This window comes from Bradyrhizobium sp. 154, assembly GCF_023073875.1.
GTDB lineage: Bacteria > Pseudomonadota > Alphaproteobacteria > Rhizobiales > Xanthobacteraceae > Bradyrhizobium.
Genome location: NZ_JADPKG010000123.1, coordinates 59,935 through 78,567, shown reverse-complemented (window position 1 = coordinate 78,567; position 18,633 = coordinate 59,935). Strand labels below are relative to the sequence as shown.

Annotated in this window: 21 protein-coding genes; 10 read left to right on the top strand and 11 right to left on the bottom strand. The window is 64.0% G+C overall.

Annotated features, from left to right (window positions below):
• Window positions 1–11 precede the first annotated feature (11 nt).
• Window positions 12–1,295, bottom strand: coding sequence for a hypothetical protein (locus IVA92_RS34380; protein WP_247281127.1), 1,284 nt, complete (start codon window positions 1,293–1,295; stop codon window positions 12–14).
• A gap of 124 nt (window positions 1,296–1,419) precedes the next feature.
• On the opposite strand from IVA92_RS34380, the gene IVA92_RS34375 reads away from it, so the two are divergent.
• Entirely contained in the window at window positions 1,420–1,647 is a 228-nt protein-coding gene (locus tag IVA92_RS34375) for a DUF2171 domain-containing protein (RefSeq protein WP_027574503.1), read from the top strand.
• A 428-nt stretch (window positions 1,648–2,075) separates the two neighbouring features.
• Here IVA92_RS34375 and IVA92_RS34370 read toward each other — a convergent pair whose 3' ends face one another.
• Both IVA92_RS34370 and IVA92_RS34365 read right to left on the bottom strand, forming a co-directional pair.
• Entirely contained in the window at window positions 2,076–2,294 is a 219-nt protein-coding gene (locus IVA92_RS34370) for a hypothetical protein (protein WP_247281050.1), read from the bottom strand.
• A 250-nt stretch (window positions 2,295–2,544) separates the two neighbouring features.
• A complete protein-coding gene (locus IVA92_RS34365; protein ID WP_247281049.1) occupies window positions 2,545–2,733 on the bottom strand; it encodes a hypothetical protein in 189 nt (62 codons plus the stop codon).
• A gap of 250 nt (window positions 2,734–2,983) precedes the next feature.
• Between IVA92_RS34365 and IVA92_RS34360 the strand changes: the two genes are divergently transcribed.
• Window positions 2,984–3,145 (top strand): hypothetical protein, encoded by a 162-nt coding sequence (locus IVA92_RS34360; RefSeq protein WP_247281048.1) that lies wholly within the window; start codon window positions 2,984–2,986, stop codon window positions 3,143–3,145.
• Between the two features lie 296 nt (window positions 3,146–3,441).
• Here the strand turns inward: IVA92_RS34360 and IVA92_RS34355 are convergent, their stop codons facing one another.
• The 3 genes from IVA92_RS34355 to IVA92_RS34345 all read right to left on the bottom strand — a co-directional run bounded on the left by IVA92_RS34355 (window position 3,442) and on the right by IVA92_RS34345 (window position 4,921).
• Window positions 3,442–4,206 carry a hypothetical protein gene (locus IVA92_RS34355; RefSeq protein WP_247281047.1) on the bottom strand — a complete coding sequence of 255 codons (765 nt, stop codon included), beginning with the start codon at window positions 4,204–4,206 and terminating at the stop codon, window positions 3,442–3,444.
• 198 nt (window positions 4,207–4,404) lie between these two features.
• Window positions 4,405–4,617 carry a hypothetical protein gene (locus IVA92_RS34350; protein ID WP_247281046.1) on the bottom strand — a complete coding sequence of 71 codons (213 nt, stop codon included), beginning with the start codon at window positions 4,615–4,617 and terminating at the stop codon, window positions 4,405–4,407.
• A gap of 76 nt (window positions 4,618–4,693) precedes the next feature.
• Window positions 4,694–4,921: a hypothetical protein gene (locus IVA92_RS34345; protein ID WP_247281045.1), complete on the bottom strand. Its 228-nt coding sequence runs from the start codon at window positions 4,919–4,921 to the stop codon at window positions 4,694–4,696.
• Window positions 4,922–5,184: 263 nt separating this feature from the next.
• Between IVA92_RS34345 and IVA92_RS34340 the strand changes: the two genes are divergently transcribed.
• Complete coding sequence (locus IVA92_RS34340) at window positions 5,185–5,532, top strand: DUF6481 family protein (protein ID WP_247281044.1); 348 nt, start codon at window positions 5,185–5,187, stop codon at window positions 5,530–5,532.
• Between the two features lie 156 nt (window positions 5,533–5,688).
• On the opposite strand, the gene IVA92_RS34335 is transcribed toward IVA92_RS34340, so the two are convergent.
• Complete coding sequence (locus tag IVA92_RS34335; RefSeq protein ID WP_247281043.1) at window positions 5,689–5,931, bottom strand: pentapeptide MXKDX repeat protein; 243 nt, start codon at window positions 5,929–5,931, stop codon at window positions 5,689–5,691.
• A gap of 322 nt (window positions 5,932–6,253) precedes the next feature.
• Between IVA92_RS34335 and dctP the strand changes: the two genes are divergently transcribed.
• From dctP to IVA92_RS34320, 3 genes are read left to right on the top strand one after another with little or no spacing between them, the layout of a single operon-like run.
• On the top strand, window positions 6,254–7,276 hold the full coding sequence (dctP, locus tag IVA92_RS34330; protein WP_247281042.1) for a TRAP transporter substrate-binding protein DctP: 1,023 nt from the start codon (window positions 6,254–6,256) through the stop codon (window positions 7,274–7,276).
• Complete coding sequence (locus IVA92_RS34325) at window positions 7,273–7,827, top strand: TRAP transporter small permease (RefSeq protein ID WP_247281041.1); 555 nt, start codon at window positions 7,273–7,275, stop codon at window positions 7,825–7,827. The genes dctP and IVA92_RS34325 overlap by 4 nt, the downstream gene beginning before the upstream one ends.
• Window positions 7,824–9,182: a TRAP transporter large permease gene (locus IVA92_RS34320; RefSeq protein ID WP_247281040.1), complete on the top strand. Its 1,359-nt coding sequence runs from the start codon at window positions 7,824–7,826 to the stop codon at window positions 9,180–9,182. Before IVA92_RS34325 ends, IVA92_RS34320 begins: the two co-directional genes overlap by 4 nt.
• 108 nt (window positions 9,183–9,290) lie before the next feature.
• On the opposite strand, the gene IVA92_RS34315 is transcribed toward IVA92_RS34320, so the two are convergent.
• The gene (locus IVA92_RS34315; RefSeq protein ID WP_247281039.1) at window positions 9,291–9,983 is read right to left on the bottom strand and encodes a GntR family transcriptional regulator; all 693 of its coding nucleotides are present in this window, start codon (window positions 9,981–9,983) and stop codon (window positions 9,291–9,293) included.
• Between the two features lie 226 nt (window positions 9,984–10,209).
• On the opposite strand from IVA92_RS34315, the gene IVA92_RS34310 reads away from it, so the two are divergent.
• The 4 genes from IVA92_RS34310 (at window position 10,210) to IVA92_RS34295 (ending at window position 14,089) form a co-directional block, all read left to right on the top strand.
• Window positions 10,210–10,818 carry a TRAP transporter small permease gene (locus IVA92_RS34310; protein WP_247281126.1) on the top strand — a complete coding sequence of 203 codons (609 nt, stop codon included), beginning with the start codon at window positions 10,210–10,212 and terminating at the stop codon, window positions 10,816–10,818.
• Window positions 10,818–12,083 (top strand): TRAP transporter large permease, encoded by a 1,266-nt coding sequence (locus IVA92_RS34305; protein WP_247281038.1) that lies wholly within the window; start codon window positions 10,818–10,820, stop codon window positions 12,081–12,083. Before IVA92_RS34310 ends, IVA92_RS34305 begins: the two co-directional genes overlap by 1 nt.
• A gap of 23 nt (window positions 12,084–12,106) precedes the next feature.
• Entirely contained in the window at window positions 12,107–13,090 is a 984-nt protein-coding gene (locus tag IVA92_RS34300; protein ID WP_247281037.1) for a TRAP transporter substrate-binding protein, read from the top strand.
• 75 nt (window positions 13,091–13,165) lie between these two features.
• A complete protein-coding gene (locus IVA92_RS34295) occupies window positions 13,166–14,089 on the top strand; it encodes a dihydrodipicolinate synthase family protein (protein WP_247281036.1) in 924 nt (307 codons plus the stop codon).
• A gap of 6 nt (window positions 14,090–14,095) precedes the next feature.
• Here the strand turns inward: IVA92_RS34295 and IVA92_RS34290 are convergent, their stop codons facing one another.
• The 3 genes from IVA92_RS34290 to IVA92_RS34280 are packed head-to-tail and all read right to left on the bottom strand — an operon-like array spanning window position 14,096 to window position 18,621.
• Window positions 14,096–15,007, bottom strand: a complete 912-nt coding sequence (locus IVA92_RS34290) for a hydroxymethylglutaryl-CoA lyase (protein ID WP_247281035.1) — start codon at window positions 15,005–15,007, stop codon at window positions 14,096–14,098.
• Between the two features lies 1 nt (window position 15,008).
• Entirely contained in the window at window positions 15,009–17,012 is a 2,004-nt protein-coding gene (locus tag IVA92_RS34285; RefSeq protein ID WP_247281034.1) for an acetyl/propionyl/methylcrotonyl-CoA carboxylase subunit alpha, read from the bottom strand.
• A 4-nt stretch (window positions 17,013–17,016) separates the two neighbouring features.
• Window positions 17,017–18,621 (bottom strand): carboxyl transferase domain-containing protein, encoded by a 1,605-nt coding sequence (locus tag IVA92_RS34280; RefSeq protein WP_247281033.1) that lies wholly within the window; start codon window positions 18,619–18,621, stop codon window positions 17,017–17,019.
• Window positions 18,622–18,633 lie beyond the last annotated feature (12 nt).

Sequence of the window (18,633 nt, the reverse complement as noted above, 5' to 3'; positions counted from 1 at the left end):
CGCAGCGGCGTTCATCTTCCAACCTCGGCCTGATGCGCCCGCCACCACGACGCAATCGCCGCGGCCAGATCATTCCAGAGCTCCGTCGGAAGATCGGGAATAGCCACCCGGACGCTATACTGTTCCCTAGTGGCATCGTGAAACCACTCGGTCGCGGCGAAGTCGAAACCGAAGCTGCCGGCGTGACGGATGGGAAAACCCTCGGCGCGGAGTTCGTTGCTCATGTCTTCGGCGGCCTGTCGCGCGCTCGCCTCGTCCAGCGGATGCCTGCTCCGAAGCGTAACGTAGAGGCCGTGGGTGAAATGGAGCTCGGCCGAGAGCGCCGGGAGCCTTGCGGCAAAATATCGGGCCGTGCTTCGTCCGTTGCGCAAGATCGCCGCAACGCGCCTTTTCGTCAGAGCCCAGTAGGTTGCACTGCCCGCAAAGGGCGGGAAGTGTGCCGGCAACGCCGCGCCGCCGAGCAGCCGCACCGCGTTACGCGTTGCGGCGGCGAGCCCTTTGCAGTCAAGGCGCCCTGCCCGCCGCTCGTGCTCCTTGTCATAGACGAAAACCGCCGAGCCGAGCCGGCCATATTCCGCTCCGAGCGAATCGAGCTTGTTGTGGCTTCGCACCAGCACCAGCGGAATTCCGTATCGCCGGGCCCATCGCAGGACGCGTCTGATCCGCCCGGATCTGCCGGCGAAACAGGTCGTGTCGAAGACGAGGAGATCGAGCCCCGAGCCGTCACTGCGGAGCGCCGCCTCGAAAGCGCCGGCAAAGGAGCAGGAATCGAGCAACAGGATTTGCGGAGAATTCCCCCGGGCAAACCCATCGCCCAGCGCGGGCTTCAAGCCGACGAGTTGCAGGTGCGGGACAAAGCTTCGGATCAGCTCCAGCGTTTCGCCGTAGGTGCTCGGGAGCACCAGGATGTCGGCCTTGTCGATGATCTGTGCGGAAGCGAGGAGCACAGCGGAGATCGCGGCCATGCCTGACGCGGTATAGATCGTCTCGATCGTGCAGCCGCACGCGAGCTCATAGAACGAAGGACCGCGTACCCTGAGATCGGCCCGCTGGTAGTCATAACTGAACTGGAACGGCCCGCTGGCGGGATCGGCCGTGTGCGACCAGGCCGTCTCCGTCGCCTTCCACTCATGCAGCTCATGCTCCGCTCTCAGCGCCGCAGTGATCTGGAATTTGGACCTGACGACCTCGTCGACGGATCGCGGACGTGCCAAATCGAGCCGGTTTCTCAGACAATCATTCAATAGCCTGAGTTCCTGATGCTTTCGTTCCAGATAGGCCTCAAGCGTCTCCATGCGGATCTTGGACATGTGCCATCCGCAATTCAACGTCTGCGCCCTGCGTTGGGTCCAGTATCTGCCCGCGCGGCCTGCAACGAAGGCCGCTCTTCGCAGTTAAAGACTGTGCAAGGAGGACCATATGGCTGATATCAGAGAGCACATGAAAATCATCGGCAAGGACGGCGCCCATGTCGGCACCGTCGACCGCGTCGAGGGCAACCGCATCAAGCTGACCCGGAAGGACAGTCCCGAAGGTCACAAGGACCACCATCACTACATCGACACGAAATATGTCGGCGCCGTCGAAGGCGATGTCGTCAAGCTGTCGGTGAACGCCGACGCCGTGCCGAAAACGGAAGCGGCATAACACAGCAAGCCCCTTTGGGGGCTTTTTCTTTGTTCACGGACCCGTTTCGGGGTTCGCCGATTCGTGTCAAGCGCAACATCGCTACGCAGCAAACTTTGCAAATCTATCGCACTTCAAGAAAGCGTGCGCAGGCCTGTCCAGCGGACAGCAGAGCCCTACCTATCCGGCATGCAAAAGAGCTGTCGAAGGTTATTGTGATGCCGCCATCCGATTGGACAAGAATCGCCATCACGTCCGGGGTTGCCGCCAGCGCCATGGCATTTTTGGCGATCGACGCTGCCGTAGACGTGAGCCCGGGCGGAATTGCGAAGCGCCTCGAAGTTGTGCAAGCTTCTCTGACGGATGTCGCGGTTGGTCACCATCAACTGGCCTTCGCCGTTCGGGCCTGGGCGCGTGGAGGCGACCAGACGCACCCGGCGGCGTATCGATCATGCATCCAGCGTCACGAGCAGAGGCCGCAGCCGGTAGGCATCAATCGCGGCGTTTGACAGTAGCAGTCTGCGCCGCTCGCCGCGCAGCATCATGCGGTCGATCCTGTTCAGGATGAAGCGGGCTGAATCCTTGGGTTCACCGGTTAGCAGACCGGATTGGTCGAGATATCTCCAGGCGATCTCGAAGGACTGTGCACGCAATTCGGGGTCGGTCATGGCCGGCCAACGCTGCTGCGGATCGAATGTTCCGAGATCTGAGCCGAGGTGGACCGCGCAAGCCGGTCGCCCTGGGCAAAGGCGCGATAAATTTCTGCGCGTCATGGAACGAGTTCACCACCGGCACGTTGCATGCGACGAAACAGGTGGTGCCGACCTACCAGCCCCGGTCGGCTTTGAAGAACCCCGTGCTTGTCCCCCCGAGCACGGGGTTTTTCTTGCCACGAAAGGGCTGTCGGCGGGAATGCGGCTAATCCGTCCGCTCCTCACGCCGGTCGCGGGCGAGCTGATGCCAAGCCAGGGCCAGCTGGATCAGGCGCTGCCGATCAGCGCCTTCGGACGCAGCGGCCCGCTTCATCGCGGCCTCGGCCTCGTGCTGTGGATCGTACTTGCTGCACATGATGCCGACCGTATAACCGGCCGATCTGGACAAGCGCATGGCAATTTCGTCCGTATCATTGCGGGGCAGCGCCGGCGTCCGGCGGAATTGTCACGGGAGACTCCGGAGCGATCGCTTCGATGTATGCAGGCATCGTGACGCCAGGGCCGAGATTCATTCAGACTGGTGTGTCATTCAGACTGGTCTGTGAATTGCCTCACAGGCTGCGGACGGCATCTCCGATAAACACTACTTGGCGCTCTCTAGGCGCGAGCGCTTGCAGGAGCGCAGAGGACAGGATGGTCCGGTCATGACACACAAAGCAGCAGCCGAGGTGGTCGTCCCGACCCAACGACAAGGGTCCGCCCTGCTCGGGATCGCCTATCTCGGCACCATCACCATCGTAATGCTGGCATGGATCGGCGGCCTGGTCTGGGCCGCGATGGCGTTTTTCAACTGGCTGGTATCTTGAAGCGCAAAGGCGATTTGGTCTGCCCGCTGGGGAGCCGCCGCCGATGGTGCGCTAGAACAGCTAATGCAGTACCTGCGAGAGCTTGATCCCCCCGCAAACGATCATGTCCCACCACGCCATGCTGATCTGGATGGAATCCAGCATGAGCTACACCCCGCGAATCATCCCGACGTTTTCTTTCGAGACTTGCGTGAGTGTCAGCGAGCGCAGTGCTGGATGTGATGCCTATCGCGGGGCGCCAGACGAAAGAGGCGGGCCTGAGCCCGCTTCTGCGCTTCAAATCCGGCTGGGAAAACTCAGTAGCATGCGCGGGGATCGGCCTGCACATACTGACCGTTGGGATAGCGGTAGTAGCAAACGCCCTGAGCCAGATAGTAGCCGGGTTGCGAGGCGGCCGTAGCGCCGGCGATCGCGCCGGTCGCCCCGCCGAGAACCGCGCCTGCGGCAGCTCCGGTTGCATTGCCGGAGAGCAGGCCGCCCAGCACCCCACCGACGATGGCGCCGCCCAGCGCGCTTGCACCGGGATCAGCTGGCGGCGGAGGCGGTGGCGGCGCGTACGCCGCCGGCGGCGGCGCATAAGCCACCGGCACGTCGTCGATATACTCCTCGGAGATGTAGGCCGGCGGTCCGGCCATGCGCTGCGGATAATAATACCAGACGCCGCCGACATCCCACCACCAGCCCGATCGGCCGTTGCGGACCTCGTGGCGCCAGCGTCCGCCCTCCCAGGCGCGGTTGCCGCGATAGGCGTGACCGCCCCAATCGCGCGCCGGTGCGGGCCCGCGGGCATAATTGCGCGCGGGCGGGCCGCCGGCATTGTGCGAGCCGGGACCGGCATGAGGCTGACCAGAAGGCTGCAGCGCGGGCCGGGCCGCCTGCTGCGGCGGAGGCCCCTTGCGCATGGACTGATTGTCCTGGGGCGGCGCGCCGGGTCGCGACCCTGCCGGCTGTTGGCCGGCCTCCTTCGGCGGTCTGGCCTCCTGCGCCTGCGCCGACAGCGCGAGCAACGACATGGCCGAAACCAAGGGAATGATGATCTTCATGCGGCTGGACGCACTCATGCGTGTTTGACCCCCTACTCTCTCGATTGCCGTGCTCAATTGCCGTGGTTCCTGGCGCGATAAACGCTTCATCTCACGCCGAGCTGACGCCGGGCTGACATAACTGACCTGCTTGATCGGCCAAGTCCCGTTAAAAATGATTAAGATCAGAGCAATTTTTGGCCCGAAAGAGCTGCAGCGGTGCGCGCCGGACCGCTCCTAGCGCGCCGGCTCGATCACGTTGCAGTTGCTCCGCCCTGACATCAGGCAGTCCTGCATCTTGCTGGCGGCCGTGAGATCCCGCGCGAGCCACCAGCCGACGCCCAGGATCACGATCGCAATAATCAAGCCGGCGACCGCGCCGCGCCGGTTGTCGCCGGATGGGGACTTTTGAGAGGATTTGGGCTTCGGGCCCGATTCGGGCTTGGACATGGCTACCAGACTCGGTCGGGCAAGGCGCCTTTAGCACCTCTGCGACGTGGCGTCACATCCGATCGTCCGATCCAGTTCAGCCCCGGGTCGGCCGGATTGCATCCTTGCGCGAGGTCTCGACCGCCGGGGTCGTCCGCGGTGCACAGGTGGTGAGCACGAATGCGGTCCGGGTGCACTCCCAATCGGCGCCCAACACGGCGCTCTCGATCGGCTGCGGACGGGCTAGCAGCAACGCGGCGCCGGCCAGCGCCGCCACCACGAAGGCAGCTCCGAGCGCCTTCAGGCTCAGTCGGAAGATCGTCATGCCCGTGCTCCGTCTCGTTGGGGCGGACGCTAGGCGCCGCTCCGCGTGCTCCCTTATGAGGGACATCACAATTCGGCAGTTTTTCCGGGCTACGAGAGATCGTCGGGGGGCGATTTTTCGTTGACCTGATCGGCTGCGATTTGGGTGGCGTTGCGACGTGCGTCGATGTACACGCATGTGCGTCGCGTGGCGCCTGCTATGCCCAGCCGACGTACCAACAGGCAGTGATTTAGGATCGAAAGCGAGGAAGACAAGGCTGGTCGATGAGTGGATTCAGGGAACCCGGTTTCGCAGACCGTCAGAAGGCGGCGCAGGACGCACGCAAAAATCTTTTGAACAAATTCAAATCCCAACCCGGGCCCGATGATCCCGCGGTTGCGGCGAAGCGCGCCGAGCGCGAGGCTCTCGCAGCGAAGCGCGCCGAGGCAAAGGCCGCGCGCGACGCGGAGAAGGCTGAGCAGAAGCGCCGCGAGGAAGAGGCGAAGGCAGCCGAGGCCGCGCGGATTGCACGCGAGGCTCAGGAGGCGGCCGAAAGGATGGCTGCGCTCGAGGCCGAGCAGAAGGCAAAGCGCGACGCCCGCTACGCGGCCCGCAAGGCCAAGCGGAAGTAGCGTTCAAATCAAATTGAACTGAGGCACGCCTCAGTTCACTTCACTTCGAGATGGTCCACCGGAGCGCGCGAATGCGCCGCCCCGATGGCCGATTGCGGAGGGCATCCGAAGCGCGCGCCTTCGCCTCGGCGAGGCGCTTCGCGACGACCCGGATGATCAATTCTTCTTCATCATCCCGTCGTCTTTCTTCATGCCGTCCTTCGACATGTGATCCTTCTTCATGCCCTCGTCCTTGGACATGGTATTCTTCTTCATGCCGTCCTTGGACATGGTGTCCTTCTTCATCATGCCCTCGTCCTTGCCCATCTTGTCCTGAGCAAAGGCGGCAGGCATCAGCGCGAGGCCAAGCGACAGGGCGGCAGCCGAAACGCCGAGCACGATGCGGGTGCGAATGGTCATGAGCAGTCTTCCCTTCGAGATGGTGTTTGTCAGCGACGGATGCCGCTGTCCTGTCGACGGATTGCCACGTGGTGTTGTTACGCGCCGGCCGATAATTTCCGCGCGCCCGCTGCCGTCCTTCGTCTGGCGTAGTCCCACGCAGATCGAAGTGTGCAGCGCAGCACGTCCGGCACTTGCCGCGGCATTCGGTCTCGAACTATCAGATGAGAGATCATCGGGTGTAAGACCGGCTAGGATGGGCCTACGCGCCGGGCTCGAAAACCCGGACCCAAATTCACGCCAAACAAGAACCGTGCAAAGAACCGCCCAAGGGGATCACACCATGCTCACGCGCCGTCATCTGCTCGCGACCGCCGTCGCCGCACCCGCCATTCTTCGCTTCGGCACCGGGACGGCGCAGGCCGCCACCACGCTGAAGATCTCGCACCAATTCCCAGGTGGCACCATCGACAAAGGCGATTTCCGCGACCGGCTCTGCCGCATGTTCGCCGCCGAAGTCGCCAAGCGCAGCAATGGCGACATCGCCGCTGAAATCTATCCGAACTCCTCGCTGATCAAGACCAACGCGCAGTTCTCCGCGATGCGCAAGGGCGCGCTCGACATCAGCCTCTATCCGATGCCTTATGCGGGCGGCGAGCTGCCGGAGACCAATATCGGCCTGATGCCCGGCCTCGTGACCACCTACGACCAGGGCTTGCGCTGGAAGAAAGAACCGGTCGGAAAGGCGCTGACCGACTTCCTCGCCGATAAGGGCATCATTCTGCTCACCTGGGTCTGGCAGGCCGGCGGCGTCGCCAGCCGCTCCAAGCCGATCGTCGCGCCTGAAGACGCCAAGGGCCTGAAGGTGCGCGGCGGCTCGCGCGAGATGGACATGGTGCTCCAGACCGCCGGTGCCTCGGTGCTGTCGGTGCCATCGAACGAAATCTATGCGGCGATGCAGACCGGCGCCTGCGATGCCGGCATCACCTCGTCCACCAGCCTGATCTCGTTCCGTCTCGAAGAGGTCGCGAAGTCGCTGACATCAGGGGCCGGCACCTCCTATTGGTTCATGCTCGAGCCGCTGATGATGTCGAAGGCGATCTTCGACAAGCTGCCGAAGAACCATCAGGACATCCTGCTCGCGGTCGGCACCGAGCTCGAAGCCTTCGGCCGCAAGGGCGCGCAGGACGACGACGTCGAGGTCGCCAAGGTCTACGAGAAAGCCGGCGCCAAGGTCTCGGCGCTCGACGCCGCGACCGTCGGCAAGTGGCGCGACATCGCCCGCGACACCGCCTGGAAGGACTACAGCGCCAAGACCGCGACCGCTGCGAACCTGCTCAAGCTCGCCACCGACGTCGCAGCATGAGCCACGGTCCGCTTCCGGATCGTGATGACCTGCCGAACGCTGCCGCAAGAACAGGCCTTGCGGCGGCGATCGATCGCGGCCTCGCCGTCCTCAACAGCATCATCGTCGTGTTCGCCGCGATCGCGCTGGTCGCGGCCTGTATGATCCTGAGCTACAGCGTGCTCAGCCGCGCGCTGTTCAAGGCCGCCAATTACTGGCAGGACGAGGCCGCCGTGTTCCTGCTGGTCGGCGCCACCTTCATGACGGCGGCCTATGTGCAGCAGAACCGCGGCCACATCGGCATCGAGGCCTTCGTCGGCCTGCTCTCGCCGTTCGCGAACAAGGTCCGGCTCTGGCTGGTCGACGCCGCAACGTTCCTGTTCTGCGCCTTCTTCGCCTGGAAGTCCTGGACCCTGGCCCATGAAGCCTATGTCGACGGCCAGGTCTCCAACTCGATGTGGTCGCCGCCCCTCGCCATTCCCTATTCGCTGATGGCACTCGGCATGAGCCTGCTCTGCATCCAGATCCTCGTGCAGCTTGCGCTGCCCTTCACCGGAGCCCGGCGGCCATGAGCGTCTTTGGTATCGGCCTCGCCTATGGAATCGCGACGCTGCTCGTGATGTTTTCGGGCATGCCGATTGCGTTCGCGCTTGGCGCAGTCGCAGTCGTGTTCATGGGCATCTACATGCCCGCCGCTTCGCTCGATACGGTGACGCAGAACGTCTACGAGGAAATGGCCTCGATCACACTCTTGTCGATCCCGCTCTTCATTCTCAAGGGTGCCGCGATCGGCAAGTCGCGCGCCGGCCAGGATCTCTATTCGGCGCTGCATGCCTGGCTGCATCGGGTGCCGGGCGGCCTCGGCGTTGCCAACGTCTTCGCCTGTGCGCTGTTTGCAGCGATGGCGGGCTCCTCGCCCGCGACCTGCTCGGCGATCGGCTCGGCCGGCATCCCCGAGATGCGCAAGCGCGGCTATTCCGGCGGCTTTGCTGCCGGCATCATCGCTGCCGGCGGCACGCTCGGCATTCTGCTGCCGCCCTCGATCACCATGATCCTGTTCGCCGTCGCCGCCGAAAAGTCGCTCGGGCGGCTGTTCCTCGCCGGCATCGGGCCCGGCCTCTTGCTGGTCTCGCTGTTCGGCGCCTATGCCGTGATCCGCTTCCGCCAGGAATATGCCGCCGCCGAAGCGATTTACAAGAACGGCGGCGCGGAAGCTGCGATCCTGCAGCGCGACGAGTATACGCTCGCCGAACGCTTCAGCGTGCTGCCGCGGGTGATCCCCTTCGTGCTGCTGCTCACCGGCGTCATGATCGCGCTCTATGGCGGCTACGCCACGCCGTCGGAAACCGCCGGCCTCGGCGGCCTCTTGGCGCTGGCGCTGATCGCAGCGATCTACAGCGTGTGGCGACCGAGCGATCTCGCTCCGATTATGCGGTCGACGATCCGGGAATCGACCATGCTAATGATGATCATCGGCATGTCGTTGCTCTATTCCTACGTGATGAGCTATCTGCACATCTCGCAATCGGTCGCCGAATCGATCGTCGCGATGCACCTGCCGCGCTGGGAGCTGCTGTTCGCGATCCTCGTCATGGTCGTGGTGCTCGGCTTCTTCCTGCCGCCGGTCTCGATTATCCTGATGACGGCGCCGATCATCCTGCCGCCGCTCCGCGCCGCCAATTTCGACATCATCTGGTTCGGCGTGGTCATGACCATCGTGATGGAGATGGGCCTGATCCACCCGCCGGTTGGCCTCAACATCTTCGTCATCCGCAATGTCGCGCCCGACATTCCCTTGCGCGAGGTGATCTGGGGCACGCTCCCCTTCGTGCTGCTGATGATGCTCGCAGTCCTGCTGCTGTGCCTCGTGCCGGAGATCTCGACCTGGCTGCCGGATCTCGTGATGGGGCCGGACGGGAGCAGGTAGAGCTAGCCGAACTGCCGTAGCTCGAGGAGCGAAGGCGGAAGCGTGCCCACCACTTCTGTCGCGATCATGGACAGATGGTGGGCACGGCGCTGCGCGCTTTTCCTCGCTTTACGATTTCTCCTTCCGCCGTGACTTCGGCGCGATCGCGCTGCCGGCCACCACCTGCAACAGATCCTTACGCACGGCTTCGATGTGCCGCTCCAGGAAACGGCAGGCCTCATCGACCTTCCGTGCGCGGCAGAGCGTGATCAGATACGCGTGCTCCTTCTCGGCGATCCCCATCGCCTTGGTGTTGGAGAGCTGCAAGCGGGTGTAGCGGTCGCTGGTCTGGAGCAGTGACAGCACGATCGCTCTTGTGCGCGGCTGCGGCGCATGAACGTAGAGCGCCATGTGGAAGTCGGCATTGAGCTGCCCCCATTCGCTGACGTTGCGCGCCTTGATCGCCTTCTCAAAACTCTTGTGGATGTCGTCGAGCCCGTCGAAATCATCAACGGTGAAACGTGGCGCCGACTGCGCCAGCAATCTCGGCTCCAGGATGCGGCGCAAATCGAACACGTCGTTGATCTCGTCCAGCGACAGCTCGGAGACGATGGCGCCCTTCTGCGGCACGATGCGCACCAGCCCTTCCGCCTCCAGCTGAAACAGCGCCTCCCGCACCGGGATGCGGCTGACGCCATAGGCCTCGCCAAGCGCATCTTGGCGCAGCTGCGATCCCGCCGGATAGGTGCCGTCGAGGATCGCCTGCCTGAGCTGGTCGACGATCGCGGCCGACAGCGTGCGATGCTTCAGAGGCTGTTTCATCTGACCTTCTGCCTTTCCTTCGCGATTCATCCGGCCGAAGCGGTCCCTCTCTTGCATGTTGAAGGCTTCAGCGAAAGCTAGAGTCCAGCAAAAGCCAGTGCCCAGCAAAACCGCGTCCTGCCGCCGAAGTGGCCGCAATCTCCGTTTGACAGCCTAAATGTATAAATTATACATTTGGCGATAGCACGACAAATCTCGAGGTTGGGCCTCCATGATCGAACAGACGATGCTGCCCACACGCGCATTCAGCGTTCGACGCATGATCGTCCGCGCGTCCAGCGCCCTGCTCGCGGTCGAGCGCCTCGCGCTGATGGGCCTCATGTACCTGCTCACCGGATTGATCCTGGTGAACGTCGTCACCCGGTACTCGCATTTCCCGATCTACTGGATCGACGAATCCGCCGTCTATTGCGTGGTCTGGCTGACCTTCATCGGCGCCTCCGCAATGACCCGGCTGCGGCTCGATTTCGCGGTGACTATGCTGACGGAGCGTCTTTCGGCGCCGCGCCAGAAGCTCGCCAAAGTGATCTCGACCGGCCTCGTGGTCGTGTTCGGCGCCGCACTGATCGTCACCTGCGTGCTTTGGATGGACCCGATTGGTCTCGCCCGCGCTGGCTTCGACGGGCGCAAGCTCGCCGCCGAGACCTTCAACTTCCTCTACACCGAGCACACCCAGACGCTGAACTGGCCGACCTGGATGCTATACCTGACGCTGCCGATCTTCGCGGTGTCGATGACCATTCACGGCCTCGCCAATCTGCTGGAAGATCTCGAGTTGGTCCCGCGCACCTCGCCAAAAGGCTTTCAGCTCTCCGAGCTGGACGGGGTCAACTGATGATCACATCAGCCGCCTTCATGGCTTTCATGCTGGTCGGCGTGCCGATCGGCCTCTGCCTGTGCCTCGCCGGCCTCGTCTACATCGCCGCATCCGGCAATCCCGTGCTGTTCCAGTCTTACCCGCTCCAGCTTTTCGGCGGCGTCGACAGCTACGGCCTGATCGCCATTCCGCTCTTCATCCTTATCGGCGAGATCATGAATGGCGGCGGCATCACAAGGCGCATCGTCGACATGGCGATGGCGTTCGTCGGCTCGTTCAAGGGCGGGCTCGCCTACGTCAATATCCTCGCCAACATGTTCATCTCGTCGATCCTGGGCTCTGCGACTGCGCAGGTCGCGATCATGGCCCAGATCATGGTGCCGGAGATGGAGAAGAAGGGCTACGACAAGACCTTCGCCGCGGGACTGACCGCCTATGGCGGCATGCTCGGCCCGATCATCCCGCCATCGGTGATGTTCGTGGTCTACAGCGTGCTCGCGCAGGTCTCGGTCAGCGACATGCTGATCGCCGGCATCGTGCCTGGCGTCATCCTCACCGTGATGTTCTGCCTCGTCATCGCGCTGATGGGCTATGTCTACAACTATCCCCGTGCGGACTATCAGACGCCGCGTCAGCGCATCATGACGATCCTGCGGACGTCTCCGACGCTGCTGATCCCCATCGTCATCGTCGGCACCATTCTCGGCGGCCTCGCCAACGCGACCGAATCCGCCGCCGTCGGGGCCGTCGCAGCAGCACTGGTCGGAAAATTCTGGACCAAGGAGTTCGAAGTTTCCCAGCTGCCGCAGATGATGCTGCGCAGCGGCATCTACTCGGCAATCGTGCTGTTCCTGGTGGCAGCCGCGGCGGTGTTCTCCTGGGTCCTGATCTTCGGCAAAGTGCCGCAGGAGACTGCCGCCTGGATCCAGACGGCCGCCAAGGACCCGGTCAGCTTCATGCTGATCTGCAACGTCATCCTGCTGGTGATCGGCACGGTGATCGACGGCATTCCCGGCCTGATCATGACGGTGCCGATCCTGCTTCCGGTCGCGACCGACGTCTATCACATCGACCCCCGGCATTTCGGCGTCGTGGTGGTGATCAATCTCGTGCTCGGCCTGCTGTCGCCGCCGGTCGGACTTTGCTTCTTCGTTGCGGCCGCTGTCACCGGTGCCAAGCCGGGCAAGATGTTCATGGTGACGCTGCCCTTCTTCGTCATCTCCTGCGTCCTCCTCGTGCTGCTCTCGCTCTACCCGTCACTCTCGCTGATCCTCGTCAAATAGGCCCATCCGAAAGGAGCCCGACCATGCCGCTTTCACGTCGCCGCTTTCTGGCCGCCAGTGCCGCCGCATCGGTGTTCGCGCCGTCGCTGGCGCTCGCCCAACCCAAGGAATTCCGGCTCGGCCTGATCACGCCCAACGGCCATTCCTGGAACAAGGCCGCCCTCAAATTCGGCGAAGATCTCAAGGCGGTCACGAGCGGCCGCTTGAGCGTCAGCGTGTTCCACTCCGGGCAGCTCGGCAACGAGCCCGCGATGATGCAGCAATTGCAATCCGGCGCACTCGACATGGGCTTCATCCAGGCCGCCGAGCTCGGCTCGCGCGTGCCGCACATCGCCGCGATCAATGCGCCCTACATCGTCCGCTCGACGCCTGCGGTCGCGAAATTCGTGCGGCATCCGGCTGCGGTGAAGCTGTTCGAAGTGCTGCCGCAGGAGACCGGAACGATCGGGCTCGGCTGGGGCATCACCGGCATGCGCGCCGTGTTCTCCTCCAAGGATCTGAATACGCTGGCCGACATTCGCGGCATGAAGCTGCGCATCAATCCGACGCCGGTCTATCGCGATTTCTATTCCTCGCTGGGCGCTGCACCGACTCCGATCCCGACGCCGCAGGTGTTCGACGCCATGGCCAACGGCCAGGTCGACGGCCTCGAGGCCGATCTCGAATTCTCCTGGAACCAGCGCTTCGACAAGGTGTCGAAAGTGATCCTCCAGATGAATGCCGTCTTCATGCCGATGGCGGCGGTCGTCTCGGGCCGGGTCTGGCAGTCGCTCCCCGCGGCCGACCGCGAGCTGATCACGAAGACGATCAGGTCGACGCTGGATGTGCAGATCGACGAGCTCGCCGGCAATGAGCCCGCGCTGATCGAGAATTTCAAGAACGCGCCGATTCCGATCCGCCAGGTCGACGCCAAGGACACCGAGGCCGTCATTGCCGAGTTCGACAAGATCTGGCTGCCAAAAGCCCCTGTCCTCGCCGAGCTGCGCAAGGTCGGCGCGACGCTCTGATCCCACTCTCGCCCTCACCGTCAATGCCCGGCGGATCGAACCATCCGCCGATACAATTCCAATCGGAGCCAAGCAATGAACCGCATTTCCTGGGAAGGCGTCTTCCCGGCCGTCACCACGCAATTCAACGACGACCTGTCGCTCAATATCGATGCGACAGCCAAGGTCATGGATGGGCTGATCCGCGACGGCGTTTCCGGTCTGATCGTCTGCGGCTCGGTCGGCGAGAACACCTCGCTGGAGCGCAAGGAGAAGGTCGCGATCATGGAGGCCGCGAAGTCGGTTGCGGCCGGCCGTGTGCCCGTGCTGTGCGGCATCGCCGAATTCACCACGGCGTTTGCAGTCGAGACCGCCAGGGAAGCCGCGCGCGCCGGTATCGACGGTGTGATGGTGATGCCGGCGCTGGTCTATTCGTCCAAGCCGCACGAGACGGCTGCGCATTTCCGCGCCGTTGCCAGTGCCACCGACCTGCCGGTGATGCTCTACAACAACCCGCCAATCTACAAGAACGACGTCACTCCGGACATCCTGGCCTCGCTCGCCGATGTCGACACCGTCGTCTGCTTCAAGGATTCGTCCGGCGACACGCGACGGTTCATCGACACCCGCAACATGGTCGGCGACCGCTTCGTGCTGTTCGCGGGCCTTGACGACGTCATCGTCGAGAGCGTCGCCATGGGCGCCGTTGGCTGGGTCTCCGGCATGTCGAACGCCTTCCCGCGCGAGGGCGAGACCCTGTTCCGTCTCGCCAAGGCAGGGCGCTACGCCGAGGCGATGCCGCTCTACGAATGGTTCATGCCGCTGTTGCATCTGGATGCACGCCCGGACCTCGTCCAGTGTATCAAACTGTGCGAGCACATCATGGGCCGCGGCACCGCGCTGACGCGCCCGCCGCGCCTGGCGCTGCTGCCGCAAGAGAAGACAGAAGTCGAGGCCATGATGGACAAGGCGCTCAAGAACCGGCCGCGCCTGCCGGATGTGGGCTTGAAGGCGGCGTAAGCGGCCTTAAGTCGCCGCGCGCCTCCGCTTGGCGTTCAGCGCGGACGCCACGCGGCTCACTGGCGGCTTGCCCAGCACGGCACTCATCTCGTTGGTCGCCGCCAGCAGCCGGTCCATATCTATACCGGTCTTGATGCCCATACCTTCGAGCATGTAGACGACGTCCTCGGTCGCGACATTGCCAGTCGCTCCGGGGGCGTAGGGGCAGCCGCCGAGGCCGCCCGCGGCGGCGTCGATGACGCGGACGCCCTCCTCCATCCCCGCATAGAGATTGGCGAGGGCTTGGCCGTAGGTGTCGTGGAAATGCATTGCGAGATGGGCGGGAGGAATGTTGGCGGCAACTGCGCGCAGCATCTCCCTTGCCTTGCTCGGCGTGCCGACGCCGATTGTATCGCCGAGCGAGATCTCGTAGCAGCCGAGCTCCCATAGCGAGTTGGCAAGATCGGCGACCGCCTTCGGCTTGATCTCGCCGTCGAACGGGCAGCCCAGCACGCAGGAGATATAGCCACGCACTTTGACGCCATCGGCTTTGGCGCGCGCGAGCACCGGCTTGAACCGCTCGATGGACTCCGCGACCGAGCAATTGATGTTGGCGCGCGAAAAGCCTTCCGAGGCTGCCGCGAACACCGAGACGACCTTCGCGCCCGCCGCGCTCGCGGCGTCATAGCCCTTCTCGTTCGGCACCAGCACATGGAATTCGGCGCCCTGCACATGGCTGACGCCGCGCAGCACGGCGTCCGAGCTTGCCATCTGCGGGATCGCCTTGGGCGAGACGAAAGCGCCGACCTCGACCGTGGTGAGGCCAGCCGCGACCAGCGCCTCGACGAAGGCGATACGGGACCCGACGCTGACGACCGTCTTCTCGTTCTGGAGGCCGTCGCGCGGCCCCATCTCGATGATGCGGATTTGGTCGCTCATCTCACTCTCCCGAAGGCTCGACCACAGCGAGTTCGATCCCCTCCTGCACGATGTCGCCGACCTTGCATTTGACGGACTTCAGCACGCCGGCATAGGGCGCGCGCAGCGTCTGCTCCATTTTCATCACTTCGAGCGTGAGGATCGGCGCGCCCTTATCGAGCTTGGCGCCCTCCTCCGCCAGCACGGCGACGACGGTACCCGGCAACGGCGCCGCGATCTTGTCCTCGCCGGCATGCTCTTCGCTCTCGCCGCCGAACGGATCGACCCAGTGCAGGTCGAAGCGGCCGTTGCGCGTGCGCAAATACAGCTCATGGCCGTCGATCACCGCCGCGACCTGCGATTTGACGCCGTCCAGCGTCAAGTCAAAGCCGCCTTCCTTGGTGGCAATCGCGAACGCCAGCTCGCGTTCGCCGATCACCAGCGTCGAGGCGCCGCTCCCGTAGTTCAGCGTAATCTTCTGCTCTGGCCCATGGCCGACGCGAAAGGCGAAAATGCGCTGGCGGCAGCCGACCGGCTGCCAGCCGAAGGTCTGCCAGGGCGAATTCGCATCCGCCTGCGCTGCTTGCCGTTCGTCATTGACGATTGCGGCCACGGCGGCGCACAGCTCGAGCTCGCCGGGCGCCGGCGCTGCCTGTGTCAGCACCGCCAGTTCGCGCTCGATGAAGCCGGTGTCGATCGCATTGGTCCGCACCTTCGGATGCGTCATCAGCGCCGACAGGAACGGAATGTTGGTGACGATGCCGCGGACGTCGGACTCCTGCAGTCCGCGGTTGAGCCGCTCGATCGCGACGTCCCGCGTCGGCGCCCAGGCAATCATCTTGGCGAGCATCGCATCGTAATACGGCGACACGCTGTCGCCCTCGCGATAGCCGGCATCGATGCGCAGTCCGCCGGTCTCGGCCGGCAAACGCCAGATCGAGATCCTGCCGACCGATGGCATGAAATTCTTGGTTGGATTTTCCGCATAGACGCGCGCCTCGACCGCATGGCCGTTGAGCCGGATCTCGTCCTGCTTCAAAGGCAGCGCCTCGCCGAAGGCGACGCGCAGCTGCCATTCGACGAGGTCGATGCCCGTAATCAGCTCGGTCACGGGATGCTCGACCTGGAGGCGCGTGTTCATCTCGATGAAGAACACGTCCTTGCCGTCGGAGACGAACTCGATCGTACCCGCCCCGACATAGTTCACCGCGCCCGCCGCCTTTCGCGCGGCGGCGCAAACGGTCTCGCGCTGGGCAGGATTGAGTGTCGGCGATGGTGCCTCCTCGATCACCTTCTGGTGCCGGCGCTGGAGCGTGCACTCGCGCTCGAACAGCGACAAGAGATTGCCGTGGCTGTCGCCGATCACCTGCACCTCGATGTGCCGAGGATTGTCGACATACTTCTCGATCAGCATGCGGTCGTCGCCGAACGCAGCCTTGGCTTCGCGTTTGGCGCTGATGATCGCGGGCCCGAGTTCGGCCGCCGAGCGCACGATCCTCATACCGCGGCCGCCGCCGCCGGCCGACGCCTTCACCAGGATGGGAAAGCCGATCCTGTCCGCAGCCTTCGAAAGCGTCGCCTCGTCCTGGACTTCGCCGTGATAGCCGGGCACCAGCGGCACGCCAGCCTTCTCCATCAGCGCCTTGGAGCCGGATTTCGAGCCCATCGCATTCATCATCTCGGCGGTTGGCCCGACGAAAACAAGCCCCGCATCGAGGCAGGCCCGCGCGAATTCGGCATTCTCCGATAGGAAGCCGTAGCCGGGATGCACGGCTTCGGCGCCGGTCTTGCGCGCGGCCTCGATCAGCCGCTCGACATTGAGATAGCTGTCGCGTGCCCGCGCCGGCCCGAGCAGCACGGCCTCGTCGGCGAGCGCGACATGCATCGCGTCGCGATCGGCCTCGGAATAGACCGCGACCGTGCGCAGGCCCATGGCCCGCGCAGTGCGGATGACGCGGCAGGCGATCTCGCCGCGGTTGGCGATCAGGAGCGTGCGAAATCGCCGGTAGAGCTTTGAGCGGTCCATCGCATCACATCCTGAACAGGCCGAATTTCGTCGGCTCGATCGGCGCATTCGACGCCGCCGAGAGGCCGAGCCCAAGCACCAGCCGCGTGTCGGCCGGATCGATCACGCCGTCGTCCCAGAGGCGCGCGGTCGCGTAATAGGGATGCCCCTGGCTCTCATATTGCGCGCGGATGGGGCTACGGAATTTCTCTTCCTCTTCCTTGGACCAGCTATCACCCTTGGCCTCGATATTGTCGCGCCGGACCTGGCTCAGCACCATCGAGGCCTGCTCGCCGCCCATTACCGAGATGCGCGCGTTCGGCCACATCCACAGGAAGCGCGGCGAGTAAGCGCGGCCGCACATGCCGTAATTGCCGGCGCCATAGGAGCCCCCGATCACGACGGTGAATTTCGGCACCGAAGCGGTCGCAACCGCCGTCACCAGCTTGGCGCCGTCGCGCGCAATGCCGCCGGCCTCGTATTTCTTGCCGACCATGAAGCCCGTGATGTTCTGCAGGAAAACCAGCGGGATGCCGCGCTGGCAGCACAGTTCGATGAAATGTGCGCCCTTGAGCGAGCTCTCGCTGAACAGGATGCCGTTGTTGGCGATAATTCCGACCGGATAGCCCCAGATATGAGCGAAGCCGCACACCAGCGTCGTGCCGTAAAGCTTCTTGAACTCGTCGAACTCGGAGCCGTCGACGATGCGGGCGATGATGTCGCGCACGTCGAATGGCTTGCGGCCGTCGACCGGGACCACGCCGTAGATCTCCTCCGCCGCAAACAGCGGTTCGCGCGGCGGATGCATGTTGAGGTTCGGCCGCGTCGGTGGCTTCAAGGTGCCGACAATGCGCCGGGCGATGCCGATCGCGTGTGCATCGTTCTGTGCGTAATGGTCGGTCACGCCGGACTGCCGCGAATGCACGTCGGCGCCGCCGAGCTCCTCCGCACTCACGACTTCGCCGGTCGCAGCCTTCACCAGTGGCGGACCGCCGAGGAAGATGGTGCCTTGATTGCGAACGATGATGCTCTCGTCCGACATCGCTGGAACATAGGCGCCGCCGGCAGTGCAGGAGCCCATCACGATCGCGATCTGCGGGATACCAGCCGAGGACATCTGCGCCTGGTTGTAGAAGATGCGGCCGAAATGCCGCTCATCCGGAAAGATCTCGTCCTGGAGCGGCAGGAAGGCGCCGCCGGAATCGACCATGTAGACGCAAGGAAGGTTGTTCTGCCGCGCGATGTCCTGCGCACGCAGATGCTTCTTCACCGTCATTGGATAGTAGGTGCCGCCCTTGATGGTGGCATCATTGGCGACGATCACGCATTCGCGACCCGAGATGCGCCCGACCCCGGTGACGACGCTCGCCGAATGCACGTCGCCGCCATAGAGGCCATAGGCCGCGAGCGGCGACAGCTCCAAGAATGACGTCCCGGGATCGACAAGCAGGTCGACGCGCTGGCGCGCCAGCATCTTGCCGCGTGCGGTGTGGCGGTTGCGCGACGCCTCACCGCCGCCGCCGGCGACCTGGCTAAGCTTTTCACGCAAGTCCGCGACGAGGGTGCGCATGGCCTCGGAATTGCGCGCGAAGTCTGATGAAGACGGATCGATGCTGGAATGGAGCGGCATGATGATTCCAAT